Origin of the sequence: Streptomyces sp. NPDC060002, from assembly GCF_042737245.1 — a bacterium.
In the GTDB taxonomy this organism is placed as follows: Bacteria; Actinomycetota; Actinomycetes; order Streptomycetales; family Streptomycetaceae; genus Streptomyces.
Window position 1 is genome coordinate 19,847 of sequence record NZ_JBHWUW010000052.1, and the last position, 17,795, is coordinate 37,641.

The 17,795-nt window shown below is 71.2% G+C and carries 19 protein-coding genes; 6 read left to right on the forward strand and 13 right to left on the reverse strand.

Annotation, left to right across the window (positions count from 1 at the left end; all coding sequences use genetic code 11):
- Nucleotides 1-82 precede the first annotated feature (82 nt).
- On the reverse strand, nucleotides 83-253 hold the full coding sequence (locus ACFWBD_RS32990; RefSeq protein WP_385674993.1) for a hypothetical protein: 171 nt from the start codon (nucleotides 251-253) through the stop codon (nucleotides 83-85).
- Between the two features lie 142 nt (nucleotides 254-395).
- Here ACFWBD_RS32990 and ACFWBD_RS32995 point away from each other — a divergent pair, with 142 nt between their 5' ends.
- Entirely contained in the window at nucleotides 396-1,232 is an 837-nt protein-coding gene (locus ACFWBD_RS32995) for a hypothetical protein (protein WP_385674996.1), read from the forward strand.
- Nucleotides 1,233-1,362: 130 nt separating this feature from the next.
- On the forward strand, nucleotides 1,363-1,563 hold the full coding sequence (locus tag ACFWBD_RS33000; protein WP_385674998.1) for a hypothetical protein: 201 nt from the start codon (nucleotides 1,363-1,365) through the stop codon (nucleotides 1,561-1,563).
- Here ACFWBD_RS33000 and ACFWBD_RS33005 read toward each other — a convergent pair whose 3' ends face one another.
- Nucleotides 1,564-1,911, reverse strand: a complete 348-nt coding sequence (locus ACFWBD_RS33005) for a metal-sensitive transcriptional regulator (RefSeq protein WP_385675001.1) — start codon at nucleotides 1,909-1,911, stop codon at nucleotides 1,564-1,566.
- Between the two features lie 233 nt (nucleotides 1,912-2,144).
- Here ACFWBD_RS33005 and ACFWBD_RS33010 point away from each other — a divergent pair, with 233 nt between their 5' ends.
- Together ACFWBD_RS33010 and ACFWBD_RS33015 are read left to right on the forward strand one after the other, a co-directional pair.
- Entirely contained in the window at nucleotides 2,145-2,765 is a 621-nt protein-coding gene (locus tag ACFWBD_RS33010) for a DUF47 domain-containing protein (protein ID WP_385675004.1), read from the forward strand.
- A 7-nt stretch (nucleotides 2,766-2,772) separates the two neighbouring features.
- Complete coding sequence (locus ACFWBD_RS33015; protein ID WP_351766805.1) at nucleotides 2,773-3,771, forward strand: inorganic phosphate transporter; 999 nt, start codon at nucleotides 2,773-2,775, stop codon at nucleotides 3,769-3,771.
- Nucleotides 3,772-4,033: 262 nt separating this feature from the next.
- Here the strand turns inward: ACFWBD_RS33015 and pstB are convergent, their stop codons facing one another.
- From pstB to ACFWBD_RS33070, 11 genes are all read right to left on the reverse strand, one after another.
- Complete coding sequence (pstB, locus tag ACFWBD_RS33020; RefSeq protein ID WP_351766803.1) at nucleotides 4,034-4,810, reverse strand: phosphate ABC transporter ATP-binding protein PstB; 777 nt, start codon at nucleotides 4,808-4,810, stop codon at nucleotides 4,034-4,036.
- Nucleotides 4,811-4,877: 67 nt separating this feature from the next.
- Nucleotides 4,878-5,942 (reverse strand): phosphate ABC transporter permease PstA, encoded by a 1,065-nt coding sequence (gene pstA / locus ACFWBD_RS33025; RefSeq protein ID WP_385675008.1) that lies wholly within the window; start codon nucleotides 5,940-5,942, stop codon nucleotides 4,878-4,880.
- The gene (pstC, locus tag ACFWBD_RS33030) at nucleotides 5,939-6,958 is read right to left on the reverse strand and encodes a phosphate ABC transporter permease subunit PstC (protein WP_385675011.1); all 1,020 of its coding nucleotides are present in this window, start codon (nucleotides 6,956-6,958) and stop codon (nucleotides 5,939-5,941) included. Before pstC ends, pstA begins: the two co-directional genes overlap by 4 nt.
- A 142-nt stretch (nucleotides 6,959-7,100) precedes the next feature.
- On the reverse strand, nucleotides 7,101-8,228 hold the full coding sequence (gene pstS, locus ACFWBD_RS33035) for a phosphate ABC transporter substrate-binding protein PstS (RefSeq protein WP_385675014.1): 1,128 nt from the start codon (nucleotides 8,226-8,228) through the stop codon (nucleotides 7,101-7,103).
- A gap of 255 nt (nucleotides 8,229-8,483) precedes the next feature.
- Nucleotides 8,484-8,915 carry an NUDIX hydrolase gene (locus ACFWBD_RS33040; RefSeq protein ID WP_385675017.1) on the reverse strand — a complete coding sequence of 144 codons (432 nt, stop codon included), beginning with the start codon at nucleotides 8,913-8,915 and terminating at the stop codon, nucleotides 8,484-8,486.
- A gap of 22 nt (nucleotides 8,916-8,937) precedes the next feature.
- Nucleotides 8,938-10,041 (reverse strand): CHAD domain-containing protein, encoded by a 1,104-nt coding sequence (locus tag ACFWBD_RS33045; protein ID WP_385675020.1) that lies wholly within the window; start codon nucleotides 10,039-10,041, stop codon nucleotides 8,938-8,940.
- Nucleotides 10,022-12,379 carry an RNA degradosome polyphosphate kinase gene (locus ACFWBD_RS33050; protein ID WP_385675023.1) on the reverse strand — a complete coding sequence of 786 codons (2,358 nt, stop codon included), beginning with the start codon at nucleotides 12,377-12,379 and terminating at the stop codon, nucleotides 10,022-10,024. Before ACFWBD_RS33050 ends, ACFWBD_RS33045 begins: the two co-directional genes overlap by 20 nt.
- Before the next feature lie 234 nt (nucleotides 12,380-12,613).
- Nucleotides 12,614-13,636: a hypothetical protein gene (locus ACFWBD_RS33055; RefSeq protein WP_385675026.1), complete on the reverse strand. Its 1,023-nt coding sequence runs from the start codon at nucleotides 13,634-13,636 to the stop codon at nucleotides 12,614-12,616.
- On the reverse strand, nucleotides 13,633-14,661 hold the full coding sequence (locus ACFWBD_RS33060; protein WP_385675029.1) for an ABC transporter permease: 1,029 nt from the start codon (nucleotides 14,659-14,661) through the stop codon (nucleotides 13,633-13,635). The genes ACFWBD_RS33055 and ACFWBD_RS33060 overlap by 4 nt, the downstream gene beginning before the upstream one ends.
- On the reverse strand, nucleotides 14,658-15,623 hold the full coding sequence (locus ACFWBD_RS33065; protein ID WP_385675032.1) for an ABC transporter ATP-binding protein: 966 nt from the start codon (nucleotides 15,621-15,623) through the stop codon (nucleotides 14,658-14,660). The genes ACFWBD_RS33060 and ACFWBD_RS33065 overlap by 4 nt, the downstream gene beginning before the upstream one ends.
- Nucleotides 15,620-16,159 carry a GntR family transcriptional regulator gene (locus tag ACFWBD_RS33070; protein WP_385675035.1) on the reverse strand — a complete coding sequence of 180 codons (540 nt, stop codon included), beginning with the start codon at nucleotides 16,157-16,159 and terminating at the stop codon, nucleotides 15,620-15,622. The genes ACFWBD_RS33065 and ACFWBD_RS33070 overlap by 4 nt, the downstream gene beginning before the upstream one ends.
- A gap of 120 nt (nucleotides 16,160-16,279) precedes the next feature.
- Between ACFWBD_RS33070 and ACFWBD_RS33075 the strand changes: the two genes are divergently transcribed.
- On the forward strand, nucleotides 16,280-16,831 hold the full coding sequence (locus ACFWBD_RS33075; protein ID WP_385675038.1) for an RNA polymerase sigma factor: 552 nt from the start codon (nucleotides 16,280-16,282) through the stop codon (nucleotides 16,829-16,831).
- A gap of 67 nt (nucleotides 16,832-16,898) precedes the next feature.
- Nucleotides 16,899-17,741, forward strand: a complete 843-nt coding sequence (locus ACFWBD_RS33080; RefSeq protein WP_385675041.1) for a zf-HC2 domain-containing protein — start codon at nucleotides 16,899-16,901, stop codon at nucleotides 17,739-17,741.
- Nucleotides 17,742-17,795 lie beyond the last annotated feature (54 nt).

Here is a 17,795-nt window from a genome sequence, read left to right on the forward strand (position 1 = left end):
TCCGGCGGTGACGGAACGGTGACGTCAGCCGGTCGGACGGCCGGTGTCGGCGGGTCCGTGTCGGGCGGTCGGTGTCGGGCGGTCAGTCGCCCGTGTGCAGTTCCCCGTCCGCTCTCGCCGTGCTTCTCGCCCTGCGGGCCGGGCCGCGCCAGCCGCAGGTGCAGCGGGCCAGGCAGAACCTGCCCTGTTCGACGGTCGTGGTGCTGTGTTCCCCGTCGGTGCGGGGGCGGGCCGAGCCGTCCTGCTGCGTCACAAGGACAACGTTACCCAGGATCGGCGATAAACCCGTACGGCGGTCGCAAGCCTTCGGACCGGCGTGACGGGGGCACTTACCCGTCGTTAACCGGAACGACAGCAAGCCTGTGACGGACGTACCGGTTGGGGGTGCACAGGCCATGGCGGAGCGGCGGCGCAGGCGGATGGGTGCGAGGGTCCTTTCGGGACTCGTGGCTGGGGTCTGCGCGGGCGCCGCCGGGTGTTCCGCCGGCGGTGCCGCCGCGGAGGACGGCCGGGCGGCCGATCCCGTCGAGACGTTGCACCGGGCCGCCGACGCCCTCGTCGAGGCGGGCACGTCGAAGGCCCGTACGTCGATGGAGATGGCCACCGGCGGGACCCGGGTGACCATCCGGGGCCAGGGCGTGTACGACTACCGCACGCAGCGCGGCGAGCTGAAGGTGCTGCTGCCGCAGGATCCGGCCGGAACCAGTGAGCACCGTCCCATCACCGAACTCCTCGCACCCGGAGCCCTGTTCATGAAGAACCGGGGGGCCGGGGTGCCGGACGACAAGTGGGTGCGGGTGGAGACGGCCACCCTGTCCGACGGGAACCTCGTGACCGGCGGGGCCACCGATCCGTTCGCCGCCGCCGAGGTGCTGCGGGGGACGCGTACGGCGACGTACGTGGGGCGGACCGAGGTGGCGGGGACGGCGGTGCGGCACTACCGCGGGACCGCCGATCTGGCGGCCGCCGCCGCCGACGCGTCGGCGGGCGGACGGGACGCGCTGCGGGCGGCGGCGAAAGGGTTCGCCACGGTGCGGGTGCCGTTCGACGTCTACCTCGACGACGAAGGGCGCATCCGCAAGGTCCGGCACCGGTTCAGCTTTGTGAACGGGCAGCGGAAGGAGGCCGTCGCGGTGGCGTCCACGACCCTGTTGTACGACTTCGGGGCGCCCGTCGAGGTGCGGCTGCCGGACGCCGACGACATCTACGCGGGGCGGATCGCGGAGGAATGAGCCGGCGCCGGGCGGGCCGGGACAGGCATTTTCGGCCACCGGGTGGACACAAGGACTAGCCCGTCCGTGCCATGCGCCCGGTGTACAGCGCTCCCTACTCTAGGAAGTCGGTGACGGCAGGGACGAGGTGATGCGCGTGGCTCCGGGCGGCGGTACGGCAGTTCAGGACCACGAGGCCCTCGCCGAGATCGAGCTGTGCGGGGAGCTGATCATCGCCGCCTCGGCGGCCGGGGAGGAACGGCTCAGCCTCGAGAGCATCGACCGGGTGCTGCGGGTGGGGGAGGAACGGGCGGCCGGTGACTGCGGGGCGGGGGCCGGTGCGGGGCGCTGATCAGGTGCGCAGCAGGCGGCCGATGGCCTTGGTCGCCTCTTCCACCTTCGCGTCGATCTCGTCGCCGCCCCTGAGGGCCGCGTCGGCGACGCAGTGGCGCAGGTGTTCCTCCAGGAGCTGGAGCGCGAACGACTGCAGGGCCTTGGTGGAGGCGGACACCTGGGTGAGTATGTCGATGCAGTAGGTGTCCTCGTCGACCATGCGCTGGAGGCCGCGGATCTGGCCCTCGATGCGGCGCAGGCGTTTGAGGTGTTCGTCCTTCTGCTTGTGGTAGCCGTGGACCGTCCCGGGCGCGTGGTCCGGTCCGACGCCGGGTGCGGTGGGGCCGCCGGCCTCCGTGGTCGTCATCGTGTCCTCCAGCGTTCCGGCTCCGCACACATATACCCCTACCGGGTATATCGTACCGAACTTCGGTGGGTATACGCCCCGAGCAGGGTCTTTCGCCGGTCGCCCACCTGTCGGTCGCCCCCCTGCCGGTGGCTCTGACCGATGGGCGACACTGGTGTACGGCCCATTAGCCGTGGCCGGATGATGCGCCTAGCATCAGCCTGACCGAAACCGATGCATCCTGAGGACCCCACGTGCGCTTTCGTCTGACCCCCAGGGAGACGAGCTTCTACGACATGTTCGCCGCATCCGCGGACAACATCGTCACGGGCTCGAAACTCCTGATGGAACTGCTCGGGGCGGACCCCGCCGGCCGGGCCGAGATCGCAGAGCGTATGCGGGCCGCTGAACACGCAGGTGACGACGCCACGCATGCGATCTTCCACCAGCTGAACTCCTCGTTCATCACGCCGTTCGACCGTGAGGACATCTACAACCTGGCGTCCTGCCTCGACGACATCATGGACTTCATGGAGGAGGCCGTCGACCTGGTCGTCCTCTACAACGTCGAGGAACTGCCCAAGGGCGTCGAGCAGCAGATCGAGGTGCTGGCGCGGGCGGCCGAGCTGACGGCCGAGGCCATGCCGAACCTGCGGACCATGCAGAACCTCACCGAGTACTGGATCGAGGTCAACCGGCTCGAGAACCAGGCCGACCAGATCCACCGCAAGCTGCTCGCGCATCTCTTCAACGGCAAGTACGAGGCCATCGAGGTGCTCAAGCTGAAGCAGATCGTGGATGTGCTGGAGGAGGCCGCCGACGCCTTCGAGCACGTGGCCAACACGGTGGAGACCATCGCGGTCAAGGAGTCCTGAGCACTTAATGGACACCTTTGCTCTGATTGTGACCATTGGCGTCGCGCTCGGATTCACTTACACGAACGGCTTTCACGACTCCGCGAACGCTATTGCCACGTCCGTTTCGACTCGGGCGCTGACGCCTCGGGCGGCGCTGGCCATGGCCGCGGTGATGAACCTCGCCGGCGCGTTCCTCGGGAGCGGGGTCGCGCACACCGTCAGCAAGGGGCTCATCGAGACGCCCGAGGGGTCGAAGGGGATGGGGATCCTCTTCGCCGCGCTGATCGGGGCGATCGTCTGGAACCTTGTCACCTGGTACTTCGGGCTGCCTTCGTCCTCCTCGCACGCGTTGTTCGGCGGCATGGTGGGCGCGGCGCTCGCCGGCGGCACGGAGGTCATCTGGTCCGGCGTCCTCGACAAGGTCGTCATCCCGATGTTCGTCTCGCCGGTCGTGGGGCTCATCGTCGGCTATCTGGTGATGACGGCCATTCTGTGGATGTTCCGCCGGTCCAACCCGCACAAGGCCAAGCGGGGCTTCCGGATCGCTCAGACGGTCTCGGCCGCGGGCATGGCGCTGGGGCATGGTCTCCAGGACGCGCAGAAGACGATGGGCATCGTGGTGATGGCGCTCGTCATCGGCGATGTGCAGGGGGCCGACGATCCGATTCCGGTGTGGGTGAAGATCGCTTGTGCGGTGATGCTCTCGCTGGGGACGTACGCCGGTGGGTGGCGCATCATGCGGACGCTCGGACGGAAGATCATCGAGCTCGATCCGCCGCAGGGGTTCGCCGCGGAGACGACCGGGGCGTCGATCATGTTCACTACGGCGTTCCTGTTCAAGGCGCCTATCTCGACGACGCATGTGATCACTTCGGCGATCATGGGTGTCGGGGCGACCAAGCGGATCAACGCCGTGCGGTGGGGTGTCGCCAAGAACATCGTCCTGGGGTGGTTCATCACGATGCCCGCGGCGGGGTTTGTCGCCGCGTGCGCGTTCTGGGTCGTGAACGTGGCGTTCCTCTGAGGGGTCTTGCCCACCAGCCCGCCCGACTCGGTGGGCGGAGGGTCCCCGCCACGGGGCTCCGCCCCGGACCCCTGCGGGGACTTCGTCCCCTGCGCCCCTGCCGGGGAGGGGCTTCGGTCTGTTGATGCTTTGTGGGGTTCGCCCCAGAGCCGGTCCGGTGCCGGACGTGAATGTGGGCCCGCCCTCCTGTTCGGAGGGCGGGCCCTTTTGCGTCCTCGCGGTGGCACCGCCATGCAGCACCGCGAGGGGTCGGGGGGCTCGGTCAGCCGAAGCGGCCCGAGATGTAGTCCTCCGTCGCCTGGACCGACGGGTTGGAGAAGATGCGCTCCGTGTCGTCGATCTCGATCAGCTTGCCGGGCTGGCCGACGGCGGACAGGTTGAAGAAGGCCGTGCGGTCCGAGACGCGCGCCGCCTGCTGCATGTTGTGCGTCACGATGACGATCGTGAAGCGTTCCTTGAGTTCGCCGATCAGGTCTTCGATCGCCAGGGTGGAGATCGGGTCCAGGGCCGAGCACGGCTCGTCCATGAGCAGGACCTTCGGCTCCACGGCGATGGCGCGCGCGATGCACAGCCGCTGCTGCTGGCCGCCGGACAGGCCCGAGCCGGGCTTGTTCAGACGGTCCTTGACCTCGTTCCAGAGGTTGGCGCCCTTGAGGGACTTCTCGACGACGTCCGCCAGTTCGCTCTTCTTGTACGAGCCGTTCAGCCGCAGGCCCGCCGCCACGTTGTCGAAGATCGACATGGTGGGGAACGGGTTCGGGCGCTGGAAGACCATGCCGACCTCGCGGCGGACCGAGACGGGGTCCACGCCCGCGGCGTACAGGTCCTCGTCGTCCAGGAGCACCTTGCCCTCGACCCGGCCGCCCGACGTCACCTCGTGCATACGGTTCAGCGTGCGCAGGAACGTCGACTTGCCGCAGCCGGAGGGGCCGATGAAGGCCGTCACCGAGCGCGGTTCGACCGTCATCGAGATGTCCTCGATCGCCTTGTGGGATCCGTAGTAGGCGGTCAGTCCGCTTACGTCGATTCGCTTCGCCATCTTCTCTACTTCACTTCCAGTCGGTCGCTGAGGGGGTCCCGTGCGGCTTCAGCCGCGGATCGCTGGTTCAGCGACCGGTCTTCGGGGCCTTCCAGCGGGCGATGCCGCGGGCCACCAGGTTGAGGATCATCACGAAGGCGATCAGTGTGAGCGACGCCGCCCAGGCGCGGTCGTAGGCCGCCGTCGAACCCGCGCTCTGCGAGTACTGCTGGTAGATGTACAGCGGCAGCGAGGCCTGCGCACCCTCGAAGGGGTTCGCGTTGATGAACGGGTTTCCGAAGACGAGGAGGAGCACCGGCGCCGTTTCGCCCGCGATACGGGCGATCGCCAGCATCACGCCCGTGATGATGCCGCCGATCGAGGTCGGGACTACCACCTTCAGGATCGTGCGCCACTTCGGGACGCCCAGGGCGAGGGACGCCTCGCGCAGCTCGTTCGGGACCAGCTTCAGCATTTCCTCTGTAGAGCGTACGACGACCGGCATCATCAGGATCGCCAGGGCGAGGGAGCCCGCGAAGCCGAAGGGCTGCATGTCGAGCATCAGCATCAGGCTGAGGATGAACAGGCCCGCGACGATCGACGGGATGCCGGTCATGACGTCCACGAAGAACGTGACCGACTTCGCCAGGGCGCCCCGGCCGTACTCGACCAGGTAGATCGCCGTCAGGATGCCGATCGGGGCGCCGATCGCGGTCGCCAGGCCCACCTGCTCCAGGCTGCCGAGGATGGCGTGGTAGATGCCGCCGCCCGGCTCGCTGTCCGCCACCACGCCCATGGAGTGGGTGAGGAAGAAGACGTCAAGGACCTTCACGCCGCGCTGGATCGTCGTCCAGAGGAGGGAGACCAGCGGGACCACGGCCAGGATGAACGCCACCCAGACCAGGCTGGTCGCGATCCGGTCCTTCGCCTGGCGGCGGCCTTCCACCTTCGCGGCGATGCCGAAGGTGCCGAAGATGAAGAGGAGTCCGGCGATCAGGCCCCACTGGACCTTGCTGTCCAGGCCGCCGGCGAGGCCGATGACGATCGCGAGGGCGAGCGAACCGGCTGCGATGGCCCAGGGGGACCACCGCGGGAGGCTGGCGCCTTGGAGCGTGCTCGGGGACTTGTCGGCTACTGCTGCTGCGTGGCTCATGCGTTGGCCCCCGAGTACTCACTGCGGCGGGCGATGATCATGCGTGCCGCGCCGTTGACCAGCAGGGTGATGACGAACAGGACCAGACCGGAGGCGATGAGCGCGTCACGGCCGAACTCCGTCGCCTCGTTGAACTTGCTGGCGATGTTCTGGGCGAAGGTGCCGCCACCGGGGTTGAGGAGGCTGGCGTGGATGTCGAAGTCGGGGGAGAGGACGGTGGCCACCGCCATCGTCTCGCCCAGCGCGCGGCCGAGGCCGAGCATCGAGGCCGAGATGACTCCGGAGCGGCCGAAGGGGATCACCGAGATGCGGATGACCTCCCAGCGGGTGGCGCCCAGCGCCAGGGCCGCCTCCTCGTGCATCTGCGGGACCTGGCGGAAGACCTCGCGGCTGACGTTGGTGATGACCGGGAGGATCATCACGGCCAGCAGGATGCCCACCGTGAGCATCGAGCGCGGGGCGCCGTCGTCCCAGGAGAAGACGCCGGTCCAGCCCAGGTAGTGGTTCAGCCAGCCGAACAGGCCGTCCATGTGCGGTACGAGGACCAGGGCGCCCCAGAGGCCGTACACGATGGACGGCACGGCGGCGAGCAGGTCGATCACGTACGAGACGGGGCTGCTCATGCGGCGCGGGGCGTAGTGCGTGATGAAGAGGGCGATCGAGACGGCGATCGGGACCGCGATGACCATCGCGATGATCGACGAGACCACCGTGCCGAAGGCCAGGACCGCGATGCCGAACTTCGGCGGGACGAGGCCGGTGTTCCACTCGAAGGTGGTCAGGAAGTTGGCGTCGTCCTTGCTGATGGCGAGGTAGGCCCGGTAGGTGAGGAAGACCGCGATCGCGGCCATGATCACCAACAGGAAGATGCCCGAGCCGCGGGAGAGAGCGAGGAAGATCCGGTCACCGGGCCGGGTGGCACCGCGCGCCGCGCGCTTCTGCTCGGCGTTCACGGCCGGCGGGGCGGTGGGCGGAGGGGCGTCGTCCGTGTCTGTGTTCTGTGTCGATATGTCCATGGAGGTCTCCGGTCTGCGGAGCCGCCTGCGGGTGTGGGGGCGGCTCGGGTGGGGCCGGGTTGCGGGCGGCCCCTGGCGGCGGTGCACCGGACGGGTGCGGTCCGGACCGGGTTTCCCCCGGCGCCGGACCGCACCACTGGGATCAGCTCAGGCCCTCGATGGTGGTGCGGACCTTGGCGATGATGGCGTCGGGGATCGGCGCGTAGTCGATGCCCGAGAGGATGCCCTGGCCGTCCTCGCTGGCGATGTAGCGCAGGAACGCCTTGGTGGCCGGCAGGGTGGCGGCCTTGTTGCCCTTGTCACAGGCGATCTCGTACGTGACCAGGGTGAGCGGGTAGGCGCCCTCGGCCTTGGTGTTGTAGTCCAGCTTCAGCGACAGGTCGCTGCCGGTGCCGACGACCTGCGCGGCGGCGACGGCCTTGGTGGCGCCGTCGGAGGAGGCCTTGACCGGGGCCGAGGCGCCCGTGTCGACGGCGACGGTGCCCAGACCGTCCTTGGCGTACGACAGCTCCATGTAGCCGATGGCGCCGTTGGTCTGCTTGACGCCCTGGGCGACACCGGAGGAGCCGGCCGCGGCCTGGCCGCCCTTGGCCTGCCAGGCCTTGCCGCCCTCGTACTTCCAGTTGTCCGGGGTGGCGGCGATCAGGTACTTGGTGAAGTTGTCCGTGGTGCCGGACTCGTCCGAGCGGTGGTACGGCTGGATCTTCAGGTCGGGCAGCGTCGCGTCGGGGTTGAGCTTGGCGATCGCGGCGTCGTTCCAGTTGGTGATCTTGCCGTCGAAGATCTTGGCGATCGTCGCGGCGTCCAGCGTGAGGTTGTCCACGCCCGAGACGTTGAAGGCGACGGCGATCGGCCCGGCCACCATCGGCAGGTCGATGCCCTGGCCACCGGAGCAGACCGCCTTGGAGGCGGTGACGTCCTCGGGCTTGAGCGCGGAGTCAGAGCCGGCGAAGGCGACCTGCCCCTGCGTGAACGCGGTGACACCGGCGCCGGAGCCGGAGCCCTTGTAGTTCACCTGGACGCCCGAGCAGGCCTGCGTGAAGTTCTTGACCCACGCGTCGATCGCGTTCTTCTGCGCGGAGGAGCCGTCGGCGAGGAGCTGGCCCTTGGCGTCGTCACACTTGATGGATCCGGCGGCCGCGGTGGCGGAGGAGCTGCTGCCGGTGCTGGAGCCGGTGTCGTCGGAGCCGCACGCCGTGAGGGCCAGGGCGCCGGAGACGGCGAGAGCACCGAGGGAGAGAGCCCGCCGGTTCATGCGCTGAAGCTTCACTTGGGGAAGATCCTTCCAGGAGCCGCCGTCCTGAATCCGGCGGCGTGCGGAGTATGCAGAAGTCTGCTCGGCACGGACACGACCACCCGGGTCGCGCACCGCACCGCGTAAGGCCGAAATTAGGCAGATCAGGTGAAGGCGCCTACGGGCGCGAGTGAACGGGGGGTGAACCCCTGGAGGCGGTGCGGTTAGGTCACGGAACGCTTACGTCGAGGACACGAGGCGATTCCGGCGACCGGCCCGCTGTGCCACCCGTTATGCCAGGTGCAGGACGTGCAGCAGGGCGTCCACGAGCGTGCGGTCCCTCGGCTGGGTGAGCCGGTCGCGGGCGGCCGGCGGAGGGAGCCAGAGGAGCCGGTCCACCTCGTCGTTCGGGGCGAACGCGCCGGACACGGCCTCGGCCGCCCAGTAGCGGACCTGCTTGGGGCGGCCGTTCGCCTCGTAGTCCATGGTCGGCAGCCGGGTACCGGGCGCGGCCCGGTAGCCCGTCTCCTCCTGGACCTCCCGCAGGGCCGCCGCGAGCGGGTCCTCGTCACGTTTCAGCTTGCCCTTGGGGTGCGACCAGTCGTCGTACTTGGGGCGGTGGACGAGACAGAGCTCCAGCCCGCCGTCCGCCGGGGAGCGGCGCCACAGCACACAGCCCGCCGCCTGGACGGGGCTGTCGTCGGGGTTGTCCGCAGTGCTCACCTGGTCCTCACCACCTGTCCGGTCAGGGTGCGCCGATGGTCTGCTTCTGCCACGACCGCTGGAACGCGTACCGCGCGGCCTCCACCTCATGCCGCTGGTCGGCGTGCAGCACGCCGAGCGCGTACGCCGTCGCGGGCGCGATACGGGGGGTGCGGGCCGCCTGGGCCGCGGCGGAGGAGGCCTCGGAGGCGTCCCGGTGGCGGTCCAGGGCTTCGCCCGCCGCGAGCAGGCGGACGTCCAGCGGGGTGCTCCGGCCGTGTACGACCTCGCAGGCGTAGCGGTGCAGCCGCAGCAGCAGGCGGACCTGGTGCCAGGGCGCGTCCTGCGGGTGCGGGGCCGGGTCCGGGGAGAGGCCGTGGATCAGGGCCTCCGCGTTGTACGGGCTGCCCGCGGTGACGAGCGGCAGCGCGGTGACCGCGGCGGCGAGGCGTTCCTCGGCCGCCCTGGCCATCGGGCGCAGGTCGGTGGCGGGGGCGGCGGGGGTGAGGAGGACCTCGCTGGCGAGGACGGCGACCTTGTCGGCGACGGCGTGGAAACGGGAGGAGCCGAGGGCCTGGAGGGCGGTGGAATGGGCCCGGGTGCGGGCGAGGGTGAGCTGGCGGTCCAGCAGGGCGCCCGCCTTCGCCGCGCCCACGGTGAGGCTGCCGCGGTCCGGGGCCGCCGGGTGGGCGCCGGCCCGGTCGTCCGCGTGCGGGCCCGCCGGGCCGGCCGGCTGGCTGGGCACCGGCGCCGAGCCCGACAGCCGGTTCAGCGCCAGCAGCAGCCGCTCCAGACGGGCCCCGTACGCCTGCTCCAGGGCCAGCGTGCCGGACAGCCACGCCAGTTCGGGGCGGATCCCCTCCGACCACTCGGACTCGAGGAGCGGGCGGAAGGTGTGCAGGCTGCCGCTGATCCGACGGGCCGAGCGGCGCAGGGCGCGCACCGCGTCGACACGTACCTCCGCGCTCGCCGCACCGCCCGCCGAGGCGCTCGACGAGCCGTTCGACCCGGCGCCGCCCGTCTCCCGGTGCAGGCGCAGCGCGCGGAGGAACTCCGTGGCCTGGCCCCGGAGATAGCCCGCGAGGGCGTCCCCGGTGGTCGCGGGCCCGGCCACGGGGTCCGTCAGGTCATGGTGTCGCTGTGCCACGCCGGCGCCTCCGGGCGTCTATGAGCATCTCCTGGACATTGCGCAGGGGCGCGCCGTCCGCGTCGTGCGAGTGCCGGATCCACTCGCCGTCCGGGCCGAGGTGCCAGGAGGCGGTGGAGTCGGACATACCTGTTTCCAGGAAGCGGTTCAGGGTCGCCCGGTGGGCCGGGTCGGTGACCCTGACCAGGGCCTCGATACGGCGGTCGAGGTTGCGGTGCATCATGTCGGCGCTGCCGATCCACACCTCGGGCTCTCCGCCGTTGCCGAACCCGAAGACCCGGGAGTGCTCCAGGAAACGGCCGAGGATGGAGCGGACCCGGATGTTGTCCGACAGGCCCGGCACGCCCGGGCGCACCGCGCAGATGCCGCGCACCCACACATCGACCCGTACGCCCGCCTGGGACGCGCGGTAGAGGGAGTCGATGAGGGCCTCGTCGACGATCGAGTTGACCTTGATGCGGACGTGCGCGGGCCGTCCGGCGCGGTGGTGCTGGATCTCCTTGTCGATGCGGGCGATCAGACCGTCACGCAGCGACTTGGGGGCGACGAGGAGACGGCGGTAGGTCTCGCGGCGGGAGTAGCCGGAGAGCCGGTTGAAGAGGTCGGAGAGGTCCGCGCCGACCTGCGGGTCGGCGGTGAGCAGGCCGAGGTCCTCGTAGAGCCGGGCCGTCTTCGGGTGGTAGTTGCCGGTGCCGACGTGGCAGTAGCGCCTCAGCGTGTCGCCTTCCTGACGGACCACCAGCGACAGCTTGCAGTGCGTCTTCAGGCCGACGAGGCCGTAGACGACGTGGCAGCCGGCTTCCTCCAGCTTGCGCGCCCACTTGATGTTGGCGTGCTCGTCGAAGCGGGCCTTGATCTCGACCAGGACGAGGACCTGCTTGCCGGACTCGGCGGCCTCGATGAGCGCGTCGACTATCGGGGAGTCGCCCGAGGTCCGGTACAGGGTCTGCTTGATGGCGAGGACGTCCGGGTCCAGCGCCGCCTGCTCCAGGAACGCCTGCACGGACGTCGAGAAGGAGTCGTACGGGTGGTGCAGCAGGACGTCCCGGCTGCGCAGGGCCGCGAAGATGTCCGGCGGGGACGCCGACTCGACCTCGGCGAGGTCGCGGTGGGTGCCGGCGATGAACTTCTTGTACTTCAGCTCGGGCCGGTCGAGGCCGGAGATGCGGAAGAGACCGGTGAGGTCGAGCGGGCCCGGCAGCGGGTAGACCTCGGCCTCGCTGATCTTCAGCTCGCGCACCAGCAGGTCGAGCACCTCGCGGTCGATGGACTCCTCGACCTCCAGGCGCACCGGCGGCCCGAAGCGGCGCCGCATGAGCTCCTTCTCCAGGGCCTGGAGGAGGTTCTCGGCGTCGTCCTCCTCGACCTCCAGGTCCTCGTTGCGGGTGAGCCGGAAGGCGTGGTGCTCCAGGACCTCCATGCCCGGGAAGAGCTCCTCCAGGTGGGCGCCGATGACGTCCTCGATGGGGACGTACCGGCCGGGGGAGCTCTCCAGGAAGCGGGACAGCAGCGGCGGCACCTTGACGCGCGCGAAGTGCTTGTGGCCGCTGACCGGGTTGCGCACGACGACCGCGAGGTTGAGCGACAGGCCCGAGATGTACGGGAAGGGGTGCGCGGGGTCGACGGCGAGCGGGGTCAGCACCGGGAAGATCTGGTGCCGGAAGAGCGTGAACAGGCGTGCCTGCTCCTTCTCCGTCAGCTCGCCCCAGCGGACCAGGTGGATGCCCTCCTCCGCGAGGGCGGGGGCGATGTCCTCGTGGTAGGTCGCGGCGTGCCGGGCCATGAGCTCGCGCGAGCGGGCCCAGATCATCTCCAGCACCTCGCGCGGCTGGAGGCCGGAGGCCGAACGGGTGGCGACCCCGGTGGCGATGCGGCGCTTCAGACCGGCCACCCGGACCATGAAGAACTCGTCCAGGTTGCTGGCGAAGATGGCGAGGAAGTTGGCCCGCTCGAGGAGGGGTGTGTTCGGGTCCTCGGCGAGTTCCAGGACGCGCTCGTTGAACGCGAGCCAGCTGCGTTCCCGGTCGAGGAAGCGGCCCTGCGGCAGCTGTGGGCCGTCGTACGGCGCTTCCTCGTACGTGTCGAGGTCGGCGTCGATGTCGGGCTCGAGATCGGAGACCACGGCGGAGACCGTGTGCGGGCGGTGCGCGGCTATGGAGCCCACGGAGGGCTGCGCGTGCTGGATCTCGGCATGGGCGTCTGACTGGCTCATGGACCCATTCTTCCGCGCCAGGAGCGTGACAGGCGCGTCGGAACGTGCGGGCGGGATCGCGTGGGGGCCTCCGGGGGGCTGATTTCCCCCGGGAGGCGGCGAAGGCTCGGGCACGGCGGGCTTCATTCGCCGAGCGTCGCAAGGTCGTCTGAACCGATGGTTACGGCGACATGGCGTGCGGGATATCGGGGAGCGGCTCGCGGGGGTCGATGTCGTGGAGCGACGGTGCACGGGCCGGGCCGCGCGGGGTGCGGCGGGCCGGGCCGGGGACGGTCCGGGGGTGATCCCGGGAGTGATCCCGGGGTGTGCGGGTCCCTCCCCCCGTGGAGGCACCCGCACACCCCGGGACCGGTGGCGGGATCAGGCCGTGCGGGCGTGGGCCGTGCGGCGGCGCAGGAGCAAGAACGCGGCGGCGGTGGCGAGGGCGGCGACGGCCAGGACGACGCCGGTCTCCACGAGCTGGAGCGGCCAGTAGTGAGACTCGGGGTGGTAGGTCGTGTAGGAGCCGGTGATGCCCAGGTCGTCGAGGCAGCGCCGCGCTTCTGCGGCTGTGCCGTCGCAGGTCCAGTAGCTGATGTCCGGGGTGCGCCGTCCGTGGATCAGCACACCGTTCTCCAGGTCCCAGGTGTTCTCCGGAAGGTCGACCTCGTCCGTCGTGGAGGTGCGGGTGACGGCGGGCCAGAAGGAGTCGCGGTACTGCGCCACGACGAAGGCGAGCAGCCCGGTCGTGGTGACGGAGACGGCCAGTGCGGGCAGTGCGCGGCGCAGCAGGAGCGCGGTGAGCACGCCGAAGGCGAGCGCGCAGAGGACGTACGCGAGGCCGGCCGGTCCTCGTGAGAGGTAGGCGTCGTCGCCCATCCACCCGCCGTACGTCAGGACCTGGTTGGCGCCCCAGGCCCAGCGATACACCAGGACCAGCACGGTGACGCCGGCGGTCAGGGCGAGCGCGGGGACGGCGAGCTTGGCGGTGAGCCAGCGGGCGGGGGTGATGCCCTGGGCCCAGGCGAGGCGCGCGGTGCCGTTCTCCAGCTCGCGGCCGATCAGCGGGCCGCCCGCGAAGGCGGCGACGCCGAGGAAGCAGTAGGAGATCAGCAGGCCGACCCAGCCGAGCGACTCGCTGTAACCGGCCCCGCCGATCGTCGTGTCGCACAGGTCCTGACCCGCGCGCTCACAGGCTTTCCAGGCCGCGAGCTGCTCCTTGGCGGCGAACTCGGTGAGCCACACCAGCCAGCCGCTCAGGGCCAGTATGGCGCTCGCCCAGACGAGGAGGGCGGTGCGGTGCAGGCGCAGCACGGTGCGGACGGTGCCCCAGGCGGTACGGCCGTCCCCGCCGCTGCGGCGGGCCGGTCCGGCGGGCGCCTCCCCGATGGCGACGGCGGTCATACGGCGGCCTCCGATCCGACGCGCGTGGAGGTCGCGGTCGAACGCCTGAGCAGGACGAACGCGGCCACGGCGAGGGCGGCGGCCACGGCCGCCACGAGGGCGGTCGTGGTCAGCTGGAGCGGCCAGAAGTGGGACTTCGGGTGGTAGGTCGTGTAGAAGCCGGTGGCGTCGAGGTCGGAGTAGACCTTCGCGCAGCCGCGGAGGACGGAGGTCGGCCCGCAGCCGGGGTCGGCGATGTGCGCGCCGGTGGAGGTGACCAGGCCCGAGTCGACTCCGAGGCCCGAGCTCCGGTAGCCGTCGGCCAGGCTGCTGACCTGGGTGACGGCCGGCCACAGGTGCGGCATGGCCAGGTCGGCCAGGATCCGCACGGCGCCGACGACGCCGAGAGCGAGCGCCAGTGCGGGCAGCGTACGGCGCAGCAGCAGGCCCGCGAGGGCGCCGCCGGCCAGGCCGGTGAGGGCGAAGGCGACGGTGGTGGGGCCGTTGGTGTGCAGGGTGAGGTTGGCGTACCAGGAGTCGGCGGTGTCGATACGGCCGTCGCCCGCCGTCCACATCACGCGGTGCAGCGCGACCAGCAGGCCGGTGCCCGCGGTGACCAGGACCGCGGGCACGATCAGCTTGGTGGCCAGCCAGCGGGTCGGGGACAGGCTCTGCGTCCAGGCGAGCTGCGCGGTGCCGTGTTCCAGCTCGCGGCCGAACAGCGCGGCGCCCGCCCAGGCGGCGACGACGAAGGGGAGAGCGGTCAGCGCGCCGGTCGTGTACGCGTACACGTCTTTGTAGCGGACGATCGAATCCTGGTCGTAGCGGCAGGAACCGCCGTCGTTGCAGGCCTTGTTGTACTCCCGCCAGGCCGCGGCCGACGTGTCGGTCAGCGGACCCCCCAGCCACAGAAGGCCGACGGCGAGGACGGCGACGGCACCGATCCAGATGTACAGGGCGGGCCGGTGCAGACGGAGCAGCCAGCCCGGACCGGGGGCGGTCGTGGTGGTCACCGAGCGGGTGGGCGACGGGGCGAGGTCGGTCATACGGCGGCCTCCTCGGGCTCGGCGGGGGTGAGCGGGGCGGCCTGCGGGTTGCGCAGGTAGGCGAGGACGAGTTCCTCCAGGGAGGGCGTCGAGGTGCGCCAGCCGTCGGCGAGCGGGCCCGCGGGGCGCACCAGGGCGGTGAGCTGGCGGCCGGTGACCCGGGACTCGACGACCGTGTGGGGTGCCAGGTCCGGGGAGACGTCCGAAGTGCCGCCCGAAGTGCTGCCCGAAGAGCCGTTCGGGGAGCCGTTCGCCGGGATGGGCCGGGCGGAGTCCGCGGTGGTGCTCACGCGCGCGTGGGCGGCGAGCAGGTCGTCGATCTCACCGGCGAGACGCACCCGGCCGCCGCCGACCAGCAGCAGGTGGTCGCAGGAGTCCTCCAGCTCGGCGACCACGTGCGAGGACATCACGATCGTCGTGCCGTACTGCGCCGCCCGTGCCATCAGGGTGCCCATCAGCTCGTGCCGGGCCAGCGGGTCGAGGTCGGCCATCGGTTCGTCGAGGAGGAGCAGCTCGGGCCGCTTGCCGAGGGCCAGGGCGAGCGCGACCCGGGTGCGCTGGCCGCCGGAGAGGGAGCGGATCTTCTTCCCGGGGTCGAGGTCGCCTGCGGAAACGATCAGCCCGGCGGTCTCGGCGTCCCAGCGCCCCGGGTTGAGGTCGGCGCCGACGAGCAGCGTCTCGGCGACGGAGAGCTGCGGGTAGAGAGGCTTGTCCTGGGCGACGTAAGCGACACGCGCGCGTGCGGACGCGGGGTCCGTGCCGAGGACGGTGACCCTGCCCTCGGTGGGGGCCAGCAGGCCCGCGGCGAGGGCGAGGAGCGTGGACTTGCCCGCGCCGTTGGGGCCTACCACGGCACAGACGCGCCCGGCGGGGAGGCGGAACGTGCAGTCGCGCAGCGCCCAGCCCCCGCGTCGGCCGAAGCGCTTGCCGAGCGCGGTTGCCGCCATGGCGGTGTCGGTCATGAGGGGTCTCCAGGGTTCAGGTCGTGCCGGTCGTGCGGGTAGTGCGGGTCGTTCCGGTCGGTTGGGCCGGTTGGGCCGGTTGGGCCGGTTGGGCTGGTTGGGCTGGTTGGGCCGGTTGGGCCGGTTGGGCCGGTTGGGCCGGTTCGGCCGTTCGGGTCCGGTGCGGCGAAGTGCTCGTCGAGTACGGCGGTGAAGAGTGCGGCCACGTCGTCGCGGTCCAGTGCGGCCTCCCGGGCCCGGACGGCCCAGGCGCCCAGTTCCGCGCGCAGGGGTGAGTCGGCGGGGGTGGTGTTCAGCCCGCGCCGCACGAAGGTGCCGAGGCCGCGCCGGGCCTCCACCAGCCCGTCGCGCTCCAGTTCGCGGTACGCCTTCAGCACGGTGTTCGGGTTGATGGCGGTCGCCTCGACGACCTCGCGGGCGGTGGGCAGCTTGTCGCCGGCCTGAAGCACGCCCAGGCGCAGGGCCTGCTTCGTCTGCTGGACGATCTGGACGTAGGTGGCCACGCCGCTGTGCCGGTCGATGCGGTATTCGACCACTGGACAACCACCCTTTCACTAATTGAGTAGTGAAAGGGTGGTGGAAGGTGGTGCGTGAAGTCAAGAAAAATCGTGCGGCGAACCGTGAACCGATCGGCGGGGCACGTCCGATGAGGGGATGTGAGCGAAACGAGAAGCGACGGGGAGCTGCTGCGGGCCATCGCGGCGGACCGGGACCGTCACGCCTTCGAGGAGCTGTACCGGCGGTACGCACCCTGGCTGACCGCCCGCCTGCGCGGCCGCTGCGCGGACGCCGGGACAGTCGACGACGTCGTGCAGGAGACGTTCCTCGCGGTGTGGCGCGGAACCGCCCGCCACCGCCAGGAGGGCTTCTCCGACGACGCCGCCGGCTGGCTGTGGCGCATCGGCTCGCGGCGTCTGATCGACGCCGTGCGCGGGGACGGGGCGCGCGGCCGGCTGCGCCAGGCGCTGTACCGGCTGCGCCACCGCGACGAGGCCTCGGCGGAGGAACGCGTGCTCGCGGGGGTGGAGCACGGGGACCTCGCCGGGGCCCTCACCCGCCTCTCGCCGGAGCTGCGGGCGGTCCTCCAGGCGACCGTCATCGACGGGCTCACCACCCGGGAGGCGGCCGTTCTGCTCGGCATTCCGCCCGGCACCGTCAAGACGCGGGCCCAGCGTGCCCGCAAGCAACTGCGGGAGGCGCTGGCATGAGGCGGTACGTGTGCGGAGTGGACTCGCGCGGGCGCGCGGGCGACGGACAGTCGAGGGAGGTCGTGGCATGACGTGGCACATTGCTGAAGAGGACCTGCGGGCCTACGCGCAGGGCGAGTTGGCGCCGCCGCTGCTCTGGTCCGCCGACACCCACCTCACCGGGTGCGCACCGTGCAGGGCCCGGCTCGCGGCAACCACCGACCCCGTCGCGCTCGACGCCGGCTGGGAGCGGCTGGACGCCGAGCTGGACGCGCCGCGACAGGGCCTGCTCGAGCGGCTGCTGGTGCGGCTCGGTGTGGCCGACCACACCGCGCGGCTGCTGACGGCGACCCCGGTACTGCGCCGCTCCTGGCTCCTGTCGGTGCTGTTCCTGCTGGTCATGACGGTGCTGGCGGTGCGGGTGGCGGACCAGCCCGCACTGTTCCTCGCGCTCGCCCCGCTGCTCCCGCTCGCCGGGGTCGCCCTGTCGTACGGCCCGTCCCTGGACCCGACGTACGAGATGGCCGTCGTCGCCCCGCTGCACGGCTTCCGGCTGCTGATGATCCGCACGGTCGCGGTGCTCACCGCGGGCCTGGTGTTCAACGGCCTGGCGACGCTGGCGCTGCCGGGGTACGGACTGCTGGCCCTGGCCTGGCTGCTGCCCGCCCTCGCCCTCATCGCGACGGGACTCGCGCTGACCGCCCGGCTGGGTCCGGTCGTCGCGCCCGCGCTGGTCGGCGGCGCGTGGGTGACGCTGCTGGTGGTGGCGAAGAGCCAGGAGCACGCGCACGACACGCTCGCCCCGTTCACGGTGGTCGGTCAGTCGGCCGCGGCGGCGGTGGCGGCCCTCGCCGCCCTCCTGCTCTACCAGGCCCGTGACCGCTTCGACGCGCGCCCGCTGGGCGGCTTCCCGGGCGGCGGTCCCGGGTGAGGCGGCCTCCCGCCCATGCGGCCCTCGCCCCGGCCCGGTCTCCAGCCTCGTCCG

Coding starts and splice junctions, on each gene's coding strand:
- ACFWBD_RS32995 (WP_385674996.1), top strand. CDS start 396: ATGGCGGAGCGGCGGCGCAGGCGGATGGGTGCGAGGGTCCTTTCGGGA.
- ACFWBD_RS33000 (WP_385674998.1), top strand. CDS start 1,363: ATGCGCGTGGCTCCGGGCGGCGGTACGGCAGTTCAGGACCACGAGGCC.
- ACFWBD_RS33005 (WP_385675001.1), bottom strand. CDS start 1,911: ATGACGACCACGGAGGCCGGCGGCCCCACCGCACCCGGCGTCGGACCG.
- ACFWBD_RS33015 (WP_351766805.1), top strand. CDS start 2,773: ATGGACACCTTTGCTCTGATTGTGACCATTGGCGTCGCGCTCGGATTC.
- pstB (WP_351766803.1), bottom strand. CDS start 4,810: ATGGCGAAGCGAATCGACGTAAGCGGACTGACCGCCTACTACGGATCC.
- pstA (WP_385675008.1), bottom strand. CDS start 5,942: ATGAGCCACGCAGCAGCAGTAGCCGACAAGTCCCCGAGCACGCTCCAA.
- pstC (WP_385675011.1), bottom strand. CDS start 6,958: ATGGACATATCGACACAGAACACAGACACGGACGACGCCCCTCCGCCC.
- ACFWBD_RS33050 (WP_385675023.1), bottom strand. CDS start 12,379: ATGAAGCCCGCCGTGCCCGAGCCTTCGCCGCCTCCCGGGGGAAATCAG.
- ACFWBD_RS33055 (WP_385675026.1), bottom strand. CDS start 13,636: ATGACCGCCGTCGCCATCGGGGAGGCGCCCGCCGGACCGGCCCGCCGC.
- ACFWBD_RS33060 (WP_385675029.1), bottom strand. CDS start 14,661: ATGACCGACCTCGCCCCGTCGCCCACCCGCTCGGTGACCACCACGACC.
- ACFWBD_RS33065 (WP_385675032.1), bottom strand. CDS start 15,623: ATGACCGACACCGCCATGGCGGCAACCGCGCTCGGCAAGCGCTTCGGC.
- ACFWBD_RS33080 (WP_385675041.1), top strand. CDS start 16,899: ATGACGTGGCACATTGCTGAAGAGGACCTGCGGGCCTACGCGCAGGGC.